Raw genomic sequence first — 15,841 nt, 5'->3', positions numbered from 1 at the left:
AAATATCGCTAAGCTGCTTAGTGATACGTTGATCGAACGAACGGAGCGACCGTGGCGAAGCGGGTCGGATGGGTGCTGCGGGTCGTCCTGCCCGCGGTCGTGATCGTGGTGTGGCTCGTCGCCGCGAGCTTCGGCGGGCCGACGTTCGGGAAGCTCTCGGAGGTGTCGACCAACGATCAGGCGTCGTTCCTCCCGGCGAGCGCCGAGTCGACCGAGGCCGGGGAGTGGCAGCAGCGGTTCAGCGACTCCGACGCGATCCCCGCCGTCGTCGTGCTCTCGAGCTCCGACGGCAGCGCGCTCGATCAGCAGACGCTCGGCGAGCTCGCCCAGCTGACCACCACCCTCGGCGACGTCGAGGGTGTCGCCGCCGAGGGCGAGGAGGCCACCGTCGCCGGACCCATCCCCTCCGAGGACGGGGTCGCCGTGGAGTTCATCGTCCCCATCGCCGACACCGAGCACGTCGACGACGTCGTGGCCGCGATGCGCACGACGCTGACGGATGCGGTCCCCTCCGGGATCGACGTCTACGTCACCGGCCCGGCAGGCCTCACCGCCGACCTCGTGGGAGCCTTCGGCGGGATCGACGGGATCCTGCTGCTCGTGGCCGTGGGGGCTGTCTTCGTCATCCTCCTCGTCGTCTACCGGGCCATCATCCTGCCGTTCCTCGTGCTCTTCACCTCGGTCTTCGCGCTCACCGCCGCCATCCTGCTGGTCTACGCCTTCGCGAGCTGGGGTTGGATCACACTCAACGGGCAGAGTCAGGGCATCCTCTCGATCCTGGTGATCGGCGCCGCCACCGACTACTCGCTGCTGCTCGTGGCGCGCTACCGGGAAGCGCTGCACTCCGAGCGCAGTCCGGTCGCCGCGATGAAGCGCGCGTGGCGTGCGGCCATCGAGCCGATCGCCGCCTCGGCCGCGACGGTGGTCCTCGCGCTGCTGTGCCTGCTGTTCAGCGACCTCAACTCCAACCGGAGCCTCGGCCCGATCGCGGCCATCGGGATCGTGTTCTCGTTCCTCGCCGCCATCACGCTCCTGCCGGCGCTCCTCGTGCTCTTCGGACGCGTCGGGTTCTGGCCGTTCGCGCCGAAGCTCGCCGCGCCGCACGAGCATGCGGCGTCCACGGCGGAACCCTCGCCGGTCTCCGCGGCCCCCGCAGCGCTCGCGGACTCCGCCCATCCGGGACGCCACGCGCACGCGGCCCACGCCGCCGCTCCCGCGGGCGCCACCGGGCTCGAGGGCGCCAGTGCGCTCTGGCGGCGGGTCGGCGGACTCATCGCCCGCCGTCCCCGGTGGACCTGGCTCGTCTCCGCGCTCCTGCTGGCCGCCGCGTGCCTCGGCCTGCTGCAGCTCCGGGCGAACGGGGTCGCGCAGACGGATGTGGTGCTCGGCGCCTCGAACGCGCGCGACGGTCAGACCGTCGCCGCCGAGCACTTCCCGGCGGGCTCGGGCAGCCCCGTCATCGTGATCGCCGACCAGGCGGACGCCGACGCCGTGCTCGAGGCGGTGACCGCCACGGAGGGGGTCGACAGCGCCTCGATCTATGCCGGGAACGTCCGTCCCGGCGCCGAGTCGCAGCCCGTGGTCGTCGACGGACGCGTGATGATCGAGGCCGTCCTCGCGGTCGAGGCAGACTCGCTCGAGGCGGAGGACGTCGTCCGCTCGCTCCGGGCGGACCTGCCCGCGGTCGACCCGAGCGCCCTCATCGGCGGCCCGACCGCCGTCGACCTCGACACCAACACCACCGCGCAGGCGGATCTGGTCAAGATCATCCCGATCGTCCTCGCGGTGATCCTCGTGATCCTGATCCTGCTGCTCCGGGCGGTCGTCGCCCCGCTCCTCCTCATCGGCAGCGTGATCCTGTCGTACGCCGCGACGCTCGGCGTCTCCGCGCTGGTGTTCGACCACCTCCTCGGGTTCGCGGGGGCGGATGCGTCGGTGCCGCTGTTCGGGTTCGTGTTCCTGGTGGCGCTGGGGGTCGACTACAACATCTTCCTCATGACGCGGGTGCGCGAGGAGTCCCTCGCGATCGGCACCCGACCGGGGATCCTCCGCGGCCTGTCGATGACGGGCGGGGTGATCACGTCGGCCGGCATCGTGCTCGCGGCGACGTTCGCCGCGCTCGCCGTGATCCCGATCCTGTTCCTGGTGCAGATCGCGTTCATCGTCGCGTTCGGCGTGCTGCTCGACACGGTCATCGTGCGGTCGCTGCTCGTACCGGCGCTGTCGTACGACATCGGGCGCGCGATCTGGTGGCCCTCCAAGCTCTCCCGCAGTGGGTCCACGGCTCGGTGAGCCTCGCCGTCGCTGCAGTGACTGCACCCTTCCGCCGGACCCTCCCGTTCGGGTCGCGAAGCGCGTAGCGTGACGGGCAGATGGACGAGATCATCCTCACTCCGGAGAGCTCCTCGGTGCGGGCGATCGCCTACTCGAAGGCGACCCGCGAGCTGATGGTGCGCTTCGAGTCGGGGACGTACTACTACCTCGACGTGCCGGCGCGCGTCTGGCGGGAGTTCAAGGCGGCGGAGTCGAAGGGCGGCTTCGTGAACGACGTGCTGAAGCCCCTGTTCGACGTCCGGAGCACGCACGCCTGACGCTTCCGAACGCGGAGGGCCGCATGCCTGTCGCTCCGACACCGAATACGCCGAAGCCCCGCGATATCCGCGGGGCTTCGGCGTATTCGGTGTCGAGGTGGCGAGCTCAGTCGTCGGCGACCGTGATGGTGACGTCGATGTTGCCGCGGGTGGCGTTCGAGTAGGGGCAGACCTGGTGCGCCGCGTCGGCGAGCTGCTGGGCGGCGTCGTGGTCGAGGCCGGGCAGCACCACCTCGAGCAGCACGGCCAGCTGGAAGCCGCCCTGGCCGTTCGGGCCGATCTGCACCCGACCGCCCACGCTGGAGTCCTCGAGCTTGATCTTCTGGGTGCGCGCCACGGCCTGGAGAGCCGAGTGGAAGCAGGCGGCGTAGCCCGCGGCGAAGAGCTGCTCGGGGTTCGAGCCGGCACCCGAGCCGCCCATCTCCTTCGGCACGGCCATGTCGAGGTCGAGCGTGCCGTCCGAGGTGGCGACGTGTCCGTCGCGGCCGGCTCCGGTCGAGAGCGCTTCTGCGGTGTAGAGGACGTCCATGGGTTTCCCTTTCGTCGGTGGAGTGGTCGGGTCGGTGAGGTCGGGGGTCAGGATGCGCGGCGAGCGTCAGCGGCCGTGGTGCGCATCCCCGTCGCCAGGCGCTGGAGGGAGGCGACGAGCGACTCGAGCTCCTCCGGCGACGAGACCCCGTAGGCGGGCGCGAGGCAGCCGATCGCCTCCGTGAGCTCGGCGTGCGCGGTGCGGCCCGGCTCCGTGAGGGCGACCTCGACGAGGCGCTCATCGTCGGCCGAGCGCTGCCTCGTGAGGAGGCCGCGCCGCTCCAGCCTGCGGACCAGGGGCGACAGCGTGCCCGAGTCGAGGCTCAGGCGGTCGCCGAGGTCGCGCATCGGCATCGGTGCGCCTGCGTCGGCGAGCAGCACGAGCACCAGGTACTGCGTGTACGTGAGGTCCCAGGGGGCGAGCACCGCCCGATGCGCCTGCACGGTCGCGTTCGCGGCCGAGTAGACGGCGAAGCACAGCATGCCGTCCAGCGGGGAGGTCTCGGTCGTGGCCATGACTCGACTGTACGCCATTGAATTGCGCACAACCTAATTCGGGGCGATCGCTCAGCCGGGGATCGCCGATCCGCGGATGAGCGGAGCCTTCACGAGCCGGGGCATCGGCATGAGGCTGGAGACATGACAGACGACATCACCACCACCGCCCCGGCCCGCATCGCCCTCATCACGGGCGGCAACCGAGGGCTCGGCCGCTCCGCGGCGCTCGCTCTGGCCGAGCGCGGCACCGACGTGATCCTGACGTACCGCTCGAACGAGGACGAGGCCCACGCCGTCGTCGCGGAGATCGAGGCGATCGGCCGTCGGGCGGCGGCCCTGCGGCTCGACACCACCGAGGTCGAGACGTTCCCCGACCTCGTCGAGGCCGTCCGCTCGACGCTCGGCGGCTGGGGCCGCGACACGATCGACCACCTCGTGAACAACGCCGGCCTCACCGCCGAGGGGTCGATCTCGGAGGCCACCGTCGCGGATGCGCAGCTGCTGTTCGACGTGCACTTCAAGGGCGTCTTCTTCCTCACCCAGGCGCTGCTCCCCGTCCTCGCCGACGGCGGCTCGATCGTGAACCTCTCGACGGGACTCGCGCGCTTCGTGGGCGCGCCGTCCTACGCGATCTACGCGTCGATGAAGGGCGCGGTCGAGGTGCTGACCCGCTACCTCGCGAAGGAGCTCGGCGCCCGGGGCATCCGGGTCAACGTCGTGGCGCCGGGACCGGTGATGACCGACTTCGCGGGCGGCTACATCCGCGCCAGTGCGGAGGCGCAGCAGCAGTTCGGCGCGGCGACCGCCCTCGGTCGCGTGGGCGAGCCGGACGACATCGGCCCCGTCATCGCCGCCGTGCTGTCGGAGGAGATGCACTGGGTCACTGCGCAGCGCATCGAGGCGTCGGGCGGCACCCTCCTCTGAGCTCCTTTGGCGGCCCTTCGGCGGCGGGGGCCGTGAAAAGGTATGGCGAGAGCGAACATGAGCCGGATAGCGCGCCGTGTCTGCTCTCGCCGTACCTTTTGGCGGACATCGGCCGTCGGAGTGGCGATGGCGGGGTGTCCGCGAGCGCACGCGCGTCGAGGGGGCGGCTCGACGGCGACGGCGGGCGGGTGGGTGGCTGAGCCAACTCCGGAGATTCAGCTCTGGCGGGGTCAACTCCGGAGTCTTGGCGGCGTGTCCGGCTGGAAGTCCGGAGTTGGCCCACCGCAGGCGGGCAGGTGTGGCAGCGGACGGGCGGGCGGGTGCGGCGACGGCCGGGGCAACTCCGGAGATTCGGCTCCTGCGGAGGCAACTCCGGAGTTTCAGCGGCGTGTCCGGCTGGAAGTCCGGAGTTGGCTCACCGCGGGCGGGCAGGTGGGGCGGCGGACGGGCGGGCGGGTGCGGCGGCGGACCGGAGAGCGCGGCGGAGGGGCGGGGTGCGGCATCCGCGCCGGGATCCCGGGGCGGGGTGGGCGGGCGGGCGTAGAGTGTGGCCACGGGCGCCGCGCCGGGGAGCGGGCGGCGGCCCGGCTCGGACGAGGAGCAGCAGTGGTCGCACAGCTGGACGCGGTCTTCCGCGGATTCGACGAGGTCACGCGTGCCACGCCGGCCGAGCGCGCCGAGCTCGAGGGCCTGCGCGACGCGGTGGTCGCCGCGCTCCTCGACTCGGGCGCGGCCGTCACCACGCTCGACGTCGGCTCGTATCGCCGCGGGACGGAGATCGGCGGATCCAGTCACTGGGACCTGCTCGCCGTCCTCGCTCCGGGCCGCCGTCCCTCGCTCGGGCAGGCGCTCGACGTCCTCCGTTCGGCCGTCCCCGACGGCGTCGCCGAGGTGGTCCCGGTGAACGGCGCCGCGACCGCTGCCGGCACGACCGTCGGCGCCGGCGCCGACTCCCTCCTCGTCCGGCGCACTCCGGCGGACATGACCGGCGTGCGCATCATCCCCGCGATCGAGTCGGGCACCCGGGCCGCCTCCGACACCGTGCTCCTGCCCGACGCCGCCAGGCGCTGGGTCGCGGCCCGGCCCGCGGCCCGCGACGCCCTGCTCGACCGGATCGACGCGGACGGCTCCCTCCGTCGCCTCATCCGCCTGGTGCTCGCCTGGAAGCACCGGTTCGCCGTGCCCCTGTCGTCGTACTGGCTGGAGACGGCCGTGCTCCGGCAGGCCCTCCAGCAGCGCTCCTTCGATCCGCTGTGGGATCTGTGCTGGATCCTCGAGCAGGCCGTCGACGACGACCTGTCTGCGATCCCGGACCCGACCAGCCCGAGCGGGCGCCAGCCCGTGCGCCCTGCGGCCACGCTGGCGCGGCGCATCGAGCTGCAGTACGTCGTCGAGGCGGCGGCCCGACGCGTGCGCGACGCCGTCGACGCGTACCTCGACGACGACGCGGATGCGGTGATCGCCGCCCTCCGGGATGTCCTGGGCCAGGACGTCCCTCCCGTCACGGTCTGAGCGTCCCCGACCAGGGCCCGACCCCGACTCCGCTTCCGTCGAAATCCCCGTCGAAGGCTCCGACTTCGTCCGGCGCCCCGCCGACTCGCCGTCGTCCCAGTAGGGCACAAACGCATGTGGCATATACGCTTCTTGCGTCGGCAGGGCTGGGGAGCGGGTCGCATCCACGAAGGGGTCCGCCATGACCGGTCCACACGCCCACCGACAACGCTCATCGTCCCTGAGGGCGACGACATCCGTCCTCGCCGCAGCCGCCACCGCAACCGCGCTGCTCCTCGCCGGGGCACCCGGCGCGGACGCCGCCGGCGAGAGCCCCGCCTCCGACATCAGCGACCCGATCGCGCTGATGTCCGTGCTCGCCCCCGACCTCCTGCAGCAGACCAGCGCCTCCGGGCTCGGCGTCCAGGACCCTGCGGTGTTCTCGGTCACGCTGCCCGCCGATTCGCGCGGCGAGGTCGCGCTGCGACCGACCGCGACCGAGGGGTCGGGCCAGGCCACGAGCATCCGCCTGGCGGATCAGACCGCCCCCGGCGTCGAGGGACGCCCGCAGGGCGGCATCACCGTGTTCGACCAGGGCGCCTCCGCCACCTACGTGCAGCCGCTGACGAGCGGCGTGCGACTGCTCACCGCCTACGCCGACGCCTCCACCGGCGGAGACCGGGCCTTCGAGCTCGACCTGCCCGACGGCGCCACCGCCACCGCCCTGCCCACCGGCGACACCGTCGTCGCGGATGCGGAGGGTCGCTACATCGGGTCCGTCCTGCAGCCGTGGGCGGTCGATGCGACAGGTCGGCAGCTGCCGACGTCGTACTCGTGGGACGGGGACGTCCTCACCCAGCACGTCGACCTCGCGGATGCGGAGTTCCCGGTGCTCGCAGACCCCACCTGGTACTACTCGTACGACTTCTGGGCCGGACTGCCCGGCTATCACGCGAACGTGCCGAAGACCCCCGACTACCAGGCCGACGCGATGCTGCACAACTGCTTCAACTGCTACTTCCCGATCGGGAACGCTCCGAGGGCGTATCCGCGCGACGGTGACGTCATCAACCTGAACGCGAGTCCGTTCTCGTTCATCGTCATCCCGGCCCCGGTGAAGGTGCAGACGGCGATGGGCGGTGCCCTGCAGTTCGTCGCGGCCCGCGGTCACTTCGACGGGGCGGGCTCGATGGTCACGTTCTCCTGGTACAACGACGCGTCCGGGTACCTGCACCTCTACGTGCACGCCATGGTGCTGCGCGACCTCGGGTCGGTGGTGAACGCCCACAACGCGCTCATCGCCGGGGCGAACTGGCTGACCTTCTGGCAGAGGATCGTCGACAGGACGGGAACGTCCCCCGGAGCGGGCGGCGTGTGACCTGGGCCGTCCTGCTGACGCGCGCGCTGCTCATCCCCCTCGGGGCGCTGAGTGGCGCGCTCGTCGGCGCCGCCGTGGGCGGGCAGGCGGCCCTGCCCGACCCCGCCCTCGGCGCGGGATCGTCGCCGGGATACGTCCTTCTCGCGATCTCGTTCGGTGCCGTTCCCGGCGGGGTGCTGGGGGCCGTCGTCGGCGGTCTCACCGCCGGGCTCCTCTTCGCGGGAGAGCTCGTCGCCGGCGTCCGCTCGCGTCATCCGGTGCGTGCGGCCGTACTGGCGTGGGGCGGGGGAGTCTGGCTCGTCGGATGCCTGGCGGTGGCGGGGGTGCTGGCCCTGACCACGGGCGCCGCGCCGATCACCTCCGCGGCACCGCCTACGGAGGCCCTGGTCGCGCAGTGGTCGCAGCCGCTCGCGCTGACGGCGGTCGCCGCGGGGTTGCTCGCTCTCGGGATCGGGGTCGAGCGGGTCGTGGTCCTCCGGTCGAGCCCGGACCAGCTTCCCGGCATCGTCGAGCGGCGCAGCAGGGGTGCGTCGAGGGGTGGATCCGCGGTCCCTTGATGCCGTGATGGCGGTGTCGCAGACTCGAGGGATGGACAGACAGCAGCTCGCCGACTTCCTCCGCACCCGTCGCGAGGCGCTGCAGCCGGAGGACGTGGGCCTCGCCCGCGGGCCGCGGCGTCGCACGCACGGGCTGCGACGCGAGGAGGTCGCCGCGCTGAGCGGGATGTCCACCGACTACTACGCGCGCCTCGAGCAGGAGCGGGGGCCGCAGCCGTCCGAGCAGATGCTCGCGGCGATCGCCCGCGGCCTCCGGCTCGACCTCGACGAACGCGACCACCTCTTCCAGCTCGCCGGACACAACGCGCCCGCCCGCGCGCTCCGCACCGACCACATCAGCCCCGGGCTCATGCGGGTGCTCGACCGGCTCGCCGACACCCCGGCGCAGGTCATCGGGGGTGTCGGGGAGACCCTCATCCAGACCCCTCCCGCGGTGGCGCTGCTGGGCGACCAGACCTCCTTCACGGGGATGCGTCGCAGCACGCCGTACCGCTGGTTCACCGACCCGACGTCGCGCCGCATCTACCCGGAGGAGGATCACGACATCCACTCGCGGAACTACGCGGCGGACCTGCGACGCGCGCTCGCGCGCGAGGGCTCCGGATCGCAGGCCGATCGCATCGTGCACGCCCTGCTCGAGGAGAGCCCCGAGTTCGCGGAGCGCTGGGCTCGCCACGAGGTCGCCCGCCGCCACGGGGAGAAGCGGATGCAGCATCCCGAGCTCGGCATCCTCACCCTGCATTGCCAGCTGCTGCTCGACGAGGAGCAGGCGCAGACCCTCCTCGTCTTCACCGCCCGCCCCGGAACGGACGACCACGACAAGCTCGCGCTCCTCTCGGTGATCGGCACGCAGCAGCTCGCGTCCTCTTCGGCGCACGAGAGCAGCGCACGCGCCTGAGCGCGTCGACCGTGCGGCGGGTGCGGTTCCGTCGGAGGAGCGCCGTCGGCGAGCGCTCAGGCGGGTCGTCAGCGAGCGCTCAGGCGGGCCGGATCCGCAGCAGGATGCGACCGGCGGCCTCGTCGCGCACGAGCGCGTTCTCGACGACCGCGGACGCCGCGAACTGCCAGCCGTACTTCTCGCGGAACGCGCGCTCCGCCGCGGCCATCCCCGCCTCGTCGGTGACGATCTCGGCGTGTCCCTCGGTGGAGTCCATCCGCTCGTTCACCCGCCCGCGGACGGTCGACCCGCGCAGCGTCACGCGCGGGGTGTGGCGGATGCGCTTCGCCTTCCCGGTCTGCGCGCCCGTCACCACGAGGAGATCGTCGCCGTCCGCCACGATCCACACCGGCGTGGTGACCGCCACCCCGCTCCGTCGGTACGTCGTCAGCGCGACATACCGCTCCCGCCCCAGCTCCTCGAACGTCCGCGCTCTCACACCCGCACCCTACGCCCGGTTGCCTCCGGTAGCGCGACCGGTCGCGGTCGCGGAGGCGGCGGCGCGGGCGGCTGCCTCGACGCGGGCGGTGTGCGCGGACCAGGCGTCGGAGTCGAGCGGCGGGATGTTGGGGTCGGCCGGGCCGTTGCCGATCCGCCCGTCGATGAGCTCGCGGACGATGTCGGCGTGGCCCGCGTGGCGAGCGGTCTCGACGCAGACGTGCACCAGGATCTGGTGCAGCGTGACGGCGCGGCGGGCCTCATCCCACCACGGCACGGATCCCGGAGCGTCGAGGGGCAGGGCGTCGATGGTCGCGTCGGAGTGGGCGGCGGAGTAGTGGTGGAGCTCGACGATGTCCTCCCTCGACTCGTCCGCCGTCGCCCACATGTCGGCGTTGTCGGGTGCGGTGTCGTCCATCCACGGGAGGGCGGGACCCGGCCGGCCGAAGACGAGACCGAAGTACTCGAGCTGCACGCTCGCGACGTGCTTCACCAGGCCGAGGAGGTTCGTGCCCGTCGGAGTGAGCGGGCGGCGGATGTCGTACTCGCCGAGTCCGTCGAGCTTCGCGAGCAGGTCGGAGCGGCGGACCGCGAGGTAGCGCTGGAGTGTCGCCTTCGGTTCCATGGTCGCAGCATAGGCTCGGGAGCGTGGATGACGTGAGCCCCAGCCGGGCGGTGAGCACTGCGGTCGAGGCCGCGGTCGCGCGCCTCGAGACCGCCGGAGCGCGCGACGAGGCGCTCGCGGACTACGTCGTCCCGAAGCGGGTGCTCGGGATCCAGCGCGCTCCGCAGATGGTGCCGGTCGGTCGCGTCTGGCGGCTCGGCGTGCTGCTCGTCGGAGCGCGGGGCGAGCTCTTCGCCACCGGGGAGGTCACGCGGGCGGTCGAGCCGCGGCATCCGAACAACCAGGCCGTCTCGCAGGAGGTGCGGCGCGCGCATCAGCTCGCGGCGTTCAAGGGCCCGTTCGCGCCCGGCGACACGGTCAACTACGACGCCTCACCCGTCGACCTGGCCGCCCTCGATCGCGGAGAGCCCTCGGGTCCGCTGATCGTGGCCGAGGGGATCGTGCTGGTGCGGTGGAGCCCCTCGAGCGGAGCGACGACCCCGCTCGAGCGCTACCTCGCCGACCGCGTCGACCTGCTCGTCGATCCGCCCGGCGGCGCGGGCGAGACCGAGCGCTGAGGACCGTTACGACAGCACGTCCTTCGTGGTGAACCGGCCGTAGGCGAGCGCCCCGAACACCGCCACGTACGCCAGCTGCAGCAGGGCGTTGCCTCCGAACGAGCTCCAGTCGATCGGCTGGCGCAGGAGGTCGGCGAAGTCGAGCCAGTGGTAGGTGAAGAGCCACGGATGCAGCCACTCCAGCTGCGAGAGCTGGCCCACCACCTGAGCGGCGATCGCCAGCACGACGGTCGCGGCCATGGCGCCGACCGGCGCATCCGTCAGCGTCGAGATGAACAGCCCGATCGCCGCGAGTCCGGTCAGCGAGAGCGCCACGAACAGCGCGATGAGGAGGCTGCGGCCGAGGGCCTCGCCGACGTCGACGGTCGCTCCCGACAGCAGCGTGACGGGCCCGATCGGGAACAGCGCCCATCCGATCAGGGTGCCGACGACGGTCACGGCCAGCGTCGCGACCAGGCAGAACACCACGGCGGCCGTGAACTTCACGACGAGCAGGCGGATGCGGCCCACCGGCGACACGAGAAGGTAGCGGAGAGTGGCGGAGCTCGCCTCGCCGGCGATGGAGTCGCCCGCCACCACGCCCACGGTGAGCGGCAGGAACAGCGGGATCGACACGACCAGGGCGGTGAACCCGACGAAGAGCCCGTTCTGCGTGATGCTGCCGAGGAACGCGGGCCCGCGGCCGTCGCCCCCGTCGGTGAGCCGCACGGCCACGGCGATGAGCACGGGCACGGCGGCCAGCGCGGCGAGCATCGCCCAGGTGCGCGGGCGGCGGAACAGCGTCGCGAGCTCGGAGAGCAGGAAGCCGAGGCCGACCGCCCGGCGCGGGCGCCCGGCGTCGGTGCCGCCCCGCCCTGCGGGCGCGGCCGGTTCGGGGCCGGGCGTCGAGGCCGGGGCCGAGGCGGGCTCGGGCACGGAGTCAGCGGACGACATCGAACCCCTCCCCCGTCAGGGCGACGAAGCGGTCCTCCAGCGAGGTCTTCTGCACGGCGAACCCGAGCACGGCCACGCCCGCCTCGACGAGCTCGCGGACGATCAGCTCCGGCGGCACGTCGGGCGCGAGCACCGCGCTCACGATCCGCTCCTCGCCCGCCCGCACCTCGATCTCGACCTCGGAGTCGTCGTCGCGGTGCAGGAGCCGTCGCAGCACGGCGGCCGCGGTGTCCGCATCCGACACCCGTGTGGTCAGCACCGCTCGGCTCTCGCCGCCGGCGCGCAGCTCGTCGAGCGAGCCCTGCGCCACGATCGCGCCCGCGCTCATCACGGCCGCGTGCGTGCACATCTGCTCGATCTCGGCGAGCAGGTGACTCGACACGAACACCGTGGTCCCCTCGGCGGCGAGCGACCGGATGAGCGACCTCACCTCCCGGGTGCCCTGCGGATCCAGCCCGTTGGTGGGCTCGTCGAGCACGATGAGGTCGCGCGGCATCAGCAGCGCGTTCGCGATCCCGAGGCGCTGCTTCATGCCGAGGGAGTACGCACGGGCGCGCTTGCCCGCCGCCTGCGTGAGCCCGACGCGTTCGAGGGCGCGGTCGACGCGCGCGCGACGCGTGCGGCGCGGCGCCCATCCGTCGGCGGCGTCGAACCGCAGCAGGTTGGCTCTGCCCGACAGGAACGGCGTGAAGCCGGGGCCCTCGATGAGCGCGCCCACGGCGGGGAGGACGTGGGCGAGGTCGGTCGGCATCGGTCGGCCGAGCATCCGCATCTCACCCGCGCTGGCGCGCGCGAGGCCGAGGAGCATCCGGATCGTGGTCGTCTTGCCCGATCCGTTCGGGCCGAGGAAGCCGAACACCGACCCGCGGGGGACAGCGAGGTCGATGCCGGCGACGGCGAGCTGCGATCCGAACCGCTTGGTGAGCCCGTGGGTCTCGATGGCCAGCTCGGACCCGGGGAGCCCGGAGTCGCCGGGGCGCGCCGGAGCCTGCGCGACCGCGCTCATCGACGCCGCACTACTGCGCGGCGGCCGACTGCAGCGAGCCGAGCGGCACCGCACCCACGAGCACGCGCCCGTCGTCGGTGATGAGCGCCGACACCAGCGTGGTCTGCAGCGCGTATCCGCCGTCGACCCGGGTCGCCAGCTGCGAGAAGAGCGGCGACGACGTGAGGTCGCCGACTCCCGCCTGCCCGGTCGGGATCGACACCACCGACGACCAGCCCTCGCCGGTCACCGTCGGCCTCGGATGCGTGCTGTCGCCGTGCCCCGACGCGTCGCCGGCGTCGCCGGTCCAGTCGGAGGCGTCCTTCTCGGTCACGTCGGTCCCCGCGGGAGGGGTGAACGCGAAGAGGTCGGCGGACGGGGTGTCGTAGGAGATCGAGGTGAAGCCGACCTCGAACGCCGGGTCGGAGGCGCCGGTGGCCAGGACCTGGACGCGCAGCGGGAGCCCGGTCTCGGCGTCGACCGCGATCGAGACGCTGCCGACGAGGGTGTCGCCGCCGCGCGGGGTGAGGACGAGGTCGTACGCGTCGCGACCCGCCACTGACGCGTCGGGACCGAGCGAGACCTCGGTGGAGGAATCGACCGCGTCGAGGAAGCGCTGGGCGAGGTCGGCGGGGGAGAGGGTCTGCGTCTCGGGCGCGGCGCTGCCGTCGGGTGCGGCGCCCTCGCCCCGCGTGACATGCACGGCCGAGGCGTCCTTCGAGTCGTAGAGCCACACGCCGTCGGGCGAGGCGATGACGTCGCGCTCCGCGAGCTGGTCGAGCACCTGGATGCGGGCAGCGTCGCCGTCGACGTAGACACGTGCCGAGTGGTCGGCGGTGAGCAGCTCGAGGGCGTCGGCCGCGGTCTGATCGCCGTCACCGCTCGCGCCGCCTCGACTCGAGCCGGAGGAGCCCGACCCGAGCCCCGACACGTCGGGGAGCCCGAGGTCGGAGGTCTGCTCGACGTCGCCGGAATAGGCGCTCACGTCGGCGCCGGCGGCCAGCTCGAGCACCTCCTGCGGGCTCTTGTCGGGCAGATCCGCGGAGGCGGTCGAGACCGCTCCGCCCACCACCGCTGCGGCGATCACCGCGGGGACGGCCACCGCCGGAACCCAGCGCTGCCACGTGCGTGCCATGCGTCACCTCACTCGTGCGTTGCTGCGCCCGACGCTACGCCGCCACCCCGAGAGTTGCCTGCGGGCCCCTCCCCTCGCCGTGCGGGCGCGGCTCACGTCGAGTGCCCACTTCTCGCCCCTGGGAGCGTGGGAATGCCGCCGAAAGTGAGCCCTCGGCGTTCGCGCGTGCTGCGTAGCCTCACGTGCACCTGCTGGCGCATCCGTCGAGTGCTCACTTCTTGCGCCGAGGCCGCGCAGGATGCCGCCGAAAATGAGCACTCGGCGGGCCGCGGGGGGCCGCGGGCGGGTCAGCCGCGGATGTCGGTGGCCTCCGGGCCCGGGATGAGGGCGAGCTTGCCGCCCGGGTGCTGCTCCATCAGCAGGCGGAGGGCGTCGCGGGCCTGGTCGAGGGGGAAGGTGCGGGCGATCGGCACCACGAGCGAGCGCGCCGCCGCGAGGTCGATGATCCGCTGCCGGTTCGCGTCGCGGTACTCCTGGCTCGAGGGGATGGCGCCCTGGATGAAGCGGAAGCCGTCCGCCTTGGCGCGTCCGGCGTTCGCGATGGTCACGATCCGCTGCCGGTCCGCGGTGACCGCGAGCGAGACGTCGGCCGCCTCGTCGGTGCCCACCGCATCCAGCGACGCGGCGACCCCGTCCGGCGCCAGCGCGCGCACACGCTCGAGCAGACCCTCGCCGTACTCCACGGGCTCTCCGCCGAACTCGCGCACCGCCTCGAACCGGGCAGGACTCGCGGTGCCGATCACGGAGGCGCCGAGCAGCGACGCCTGCTGCAGCACGCTCACCCCGACCGCGCCCGATGCCCCGTGCAGCAGCACGGTGTCGCCCGGGCCCACGCCGGTCACGGCGAGCATCTCGGCCGCCGTGGTGCCGGCCAGCAGCAGGTTGGCCGCCTCCGCGAAGTCGAGCGTGTCGGGCTTGGCGTAGACGTCCTTCGCCGGCACCGTGACCGCCGATGCGTATCCGCCCCGGATGCGGAACGCCAGCACCGCATCCCCCACCGCGCCACCACCGGACGCGATCGAGGTGTCGGGCCCGATCGCCGAGATGATCCCCGCCACCTCGTAGCCCACCCGCACCGGCAGCAGCGAGCGATCGGTGCCGTGCGCGACGTGCTTCGCGTCCGCGGGGTTCATGCCCGCCGCCTGCACGTCGATCGTCACCTCGCCCGGGCCGGGCGCCGGCACCTCCAGCTCCACCTCCCGGAACACGTCGAGCCCGCCGAAGTCCTCCGCGACCCACGCGGTCGCCGTCCTGTGCACTGCCATGCCCCCATCCAACCGCCGTCCGCGCCGGGGGCGCCAGCGATCGAGCGGATGCACAGCACCACGCACGCCGGCGCCGGACGCGTGCGCTTAGGCTCGAAGGGTGAGCGATGACTACCTGCCCCGCGGGCGAGCCTCCCTCGAGGTGCTGCGTGCCGAGGCCGCCGACGAGCTCGCGACCGTGGTGCAGGAGCGCCTCCTCTTCGGGGAGGACCCGTGGGAGTTCATGGAGGAGCTCCCGAGCGTCGACGAGCTCGTGGTCTCCCTGCTGCGGGCCGACAACATCATGCGCGACGGCGGACGGCGGCCCACGCGGTCCCGCGACTACCGCGTCCTGCGGCAGATCGCCCTGGACTACCCGCCCCTCACCCGCACGGTGTGGCGGATGCTCGACGCCGATCACGGATCGCGCTGGGCCTCCTGAGCGGACCGCTCGACGGTGCGCGCGAGAGGCCGCGCACCGCGTGAGCGCGCATCCTGGGGGCTCGACCCTGGCGTCTCCTGGACATCCCCTCCGAGACGCCGGAGACGGGTTGGCACGGGCCGCGGAGCGCGGAAACGTGGAGACCTGACCGGATCAGCAACGAACGGAAGGAGAGCCCATGCTCACCCTCACCGACAATGCCAGCACCGTCGTGAAGACCCTCGCGGAGCGCTCGCTCGGCGACAGCGCCCCGGAGGGCGGCCTTCGCATCTCGAGCGGATCGGCGAGCGACAGCTTCGACGTCGCCCTCGCTCCGGCGCCCGCGGGCAGCGACCAGATCGTCCAGTCGCAGGGCGCGAACGTCTTCGTCGACGAGTCGGCGACCGCCGCGCTCGACGACAAGGTGCTCGACGCCCAGATCGACGAGCAGGGCGGGGTGCGGTTCGCGCTCGCCCAGCAGGGCGCCTAGCGCCCCAGGCGCGCTGCGTCGTCGCCTGAACACCGAATACGTGAAAGCCCCGCGATATATGCGGGGCTTTCACGCATTCGGTGTCGAAGCGACGTCACACGGCGCGGGC

18 protein-coding genes are annotated in these 15,841 nt (G+C 72.8%); 10 read left to right on the top strand and 8 right to left on the bottom strand.

Features of this window, described 5'->3' with window-relative positions:
• The first annotated feature begins 51 nt into the window (after positions 1–51).
• Complete coding sequence (locus tag IEX69_RS08360; RefSeq protein ID WP_085020567.1) at positions 52–2,292, top strand: MMPL family transporter; 2,241 nt, start codon at positions 52–54, stop codon at positions 2,290–2,292.
• Positions 2,293–2,372: 80 nt separating this feature from the next.
• Entirely contained in the window at positions 2,373–2,591 is a 219-nt protein-coding gene (locus IEX69_RS08355; RefSeq protein WP_085020566.1) for a KTSC domain-containing protein, read from the top strand.
• A 106-nt stretch (positions 2,592–2,697) separates the two neighbouring features.
• Here the strand turns inward: IEX69_RS08355 and IEX69_RS08350 are convergent, their stop codons facing one another.
• Together IEX69_RS08350 and IEX69_RS08345 are read right to left on the bottom strand one after the other, a co-directional pair.
• Positions 2,698–3,120 (bottom strand): organic hydroperoxide resistance protein, encoded by a 423-nt coding sequence (locus tag IEX69_RS08350; RefSeq protein WP_085020565.1) that lies wholly within the window; start codon positions 3,118–3,120, stop codon positions 2,698–2,700.
• 47 nt (positions 3,121–3,167) lie between these two features.
• Positions 3,168–3,635, bottom strand: a complete 468-nt coding sequence (locus IEX69_RS08345) for a MarR family winged helix-turn-helix transcriptional regulator (protein WP_157127265.1) — start codon at positions 3,633–3,635, stop codon at positions 3,168–3,170.
• A 123-nt stretch (positions 3,636–3,758) separates the two neighbouring features.
• Between IEX69_RS08345 and IEX69_RS08340 the strand changes: the two genes are divergently transcribed.
• From IEX69_RS08340 to IEX69_RS08320, 5 genes are all read left to right on the top strand, one after another.
• Positions 3,759–4,541 carry an SDR family NAD(P)-dependent oxidoreductase gene (locus IEX69_RS08340; protein WP_085020564.1) on the top strand — a complete coding sequence of 261 codons (783 nt, stop codon included), beginning with the start codon at positions 3,759–3,761 and terminating at the stop codon, positions 4,539–4,541.
• Positions 4,542–5,147: 606 nt separating this feature from the next.
• Positions 5,148–6,053: a hypothetical protein gene (locus IEX69_RS08335; protein WP_085020563.1), complete on the top strand. Its 906-nt coding sequence runs from the start codon at positions 5,148–5,150 to the stop codon at positions 6,051–6,053.
• A gap of 181 nt (positions 6,054–6,234) precedes the next feature.
• Positions 6,235–7,410 (top strand): hypothetical protein, encoded by a 1,176-nt coding sequence (locus IEX69_RS08330; protein WP_085020562.1) that lies wholly within the window; start codon positions 6,235–6,237, stop codon positions 7,408–7,410.
• Positions 7,407–7,967, top strand: coding sequence for a hypothetical protein (locus IEX69_RS08325; protein ID WP_085020561.1), 561 nt, complete (start codon positions 7,407–7,409; stop codon positions 7,965–7,967). Before IEX69_RS08330 ends, IEX69_RS08325 begins: the two co-directional genes overlap by 4 nt.
• Positions 7,968–7,998: 31 nt before the next feature.
• Positions 7,999–8,865, top strand: a complete 867-nt coding sequence (locus tag IEX69_RS08320; RefSeq protein ID WP_085020560.1) for a helix-turn-helix transcriptional regulator — start codon at positions 7,999–8,001, stop codon at positions 8,863–8,865.
• Positions 8,866–8,944: 79 nt separating this feature from the next.
• On the opposite strand, the gene IEX69_RS08315 is transcribed toward IEX69_RS08320, so the two are convergent.
• Together IEX69_RS08315 and IEX69_RS08310 are read right to left on the bottom strand one after the other, a co-directional pair.
• Positions 8,945–9,343, bottom strand: a complete 399-nt coding sequence (locus IEX69_RS08315; protein ID WP_085020559.1) for a PPOX class F420-dependent oxidoreductase — start codon at positions 9,341–9,343, stop codon at positions 8,945–8,947.
• Between the two features lie 9 nt (positions 9,344–9,352).
• Positions 9,353–9,967 carry a DinB family protein gene (locus IEX69_RS08310; RefSeq protein WP_085020558.1) on the bottom strand — a complete coding sequence of 205 codons (615 nt, stop codon included), beginning with the start codon at positions 9,965–9,967 and terminating at the stop codon, positions 9,353–9,355.
• Between the two features lie 23 nt (positions 9,968–9,990).
• Here IEX69_RS08310 and IEX69_RS08305 point away from each other — a divergent pair, with 23 nt between their 5' ends.
• A complete protein-coding gene (locus tag IEX69_RS08305) occupies positions 9,991–10,524 on the top strand; it encodes a hypothetical protein (RefSeq protein ID WP_157127264.1) in 534 nt (177 codons plus the stop codon).
• Between the two features lie 6 nt (positions 10,525–10,530).
• On the opposite strand, the gene IEX69_RS08300 is transcribed toward IEX69_RS08305, so the two are convergent.
• The 4 genes from IEX69_RS08300 to IEX69_RS08285 form a co-directional block, all read right to left on the bottom strand.
• Entirely contained in the window at positions 10,531–11,457 is a 927-nt protein-coding gene (locus tag IEX69_RS08300; RefSeq protein ID WP_085020556.1) for an ABC transporter permease, read from the bottom strand.
• Positions 11,444–12,463 carry an ABC transporter ATP-binding protein gene (locus IEX69_RS08295; RefSeq protein ID WP_085020555.1) on the bottom strand — a complete coding sequence of 340 codons (1,020 nt, stop codon included), beginning with the start codon at positions 12,461–12,463 and terminating at the stop codon, positions 11,444–11,446. The genes IEX69_RS08300 and IEX69_RS08295 overlap by 14 nt, the downstream gene beginning before the upstream one ends.
• Before the next feature lie 10 nt (positions 12,464–12,473).
• Positions 12,474–13,577 (bottom strand): LolA family protein, encoded by a 1,104-nt coding sequence (locus tag IEX69_RS08290; protein ID WP_085020554.1) that lies wholly within the window; start codon positions 13,575–13,577, stop codon positions 12,474–12,476.
• Between the two features lie 287 nt (positions 13,578–13,864).
• Complete coding sequence (locus IEX69_RS08285; protein ID WP_085020553.1) at positions 13,865–14,842, bottom strand: quinone oxidoreductase family protein; 978 nt, start codon at positions 14,840–14,842, stop codon at positions 13,865–13,867.
• Between the two features lie 100 nt (positions 14,843–14,942).
• Here IEX69_RS08285 and IEX69_RS08280 point away from each other — a divergent pair, with 100 nt between their 5' ends.
• Positions 14,943–15,263 (top strand): tryptophan synthase subunit alpha, encoded by a 321-nt coding sequence (locus tag IEX69_RS08280; RefSeq protein WP_085020552.1) that lies wholly within the window; start codon positions 14,943–14,945, stop codon positions 15,261–15,263.
• Positions 15,264–15,441: 178 nt separating this feature from the next.
• Positions 15,442–15,732: a Fe-S cluster assembly protein HesB gene (locus tag IEX69_RS08275; RefSeq protein ID WP_085020551.1), complete on the top strand. Its 291-nt coding sequence runs from the start codon at positions 15,442–15,444 to the stop codon at positions 15,730–15,732.
• The last annotated feature ends 109 nt before the right edge of the window (positions 15,733–15,841 follow it).

The sequence above is a fragment of the Cnuibacter physcomitrellae genome, assembly GCF_014640535.1.
GTDB classification, from domain to species: domain Bacteria; phylum Actinomycetota; class Actinomycetes; order Actinomycetales; family Microbacteriaceae; genus Cnuibacter; species Cnuibacter physcomitrellae.
Note: the sequence above shows the minus strand (reverse complement) of the source record. Positions and strands in the feature narration are given on the sequence as shown.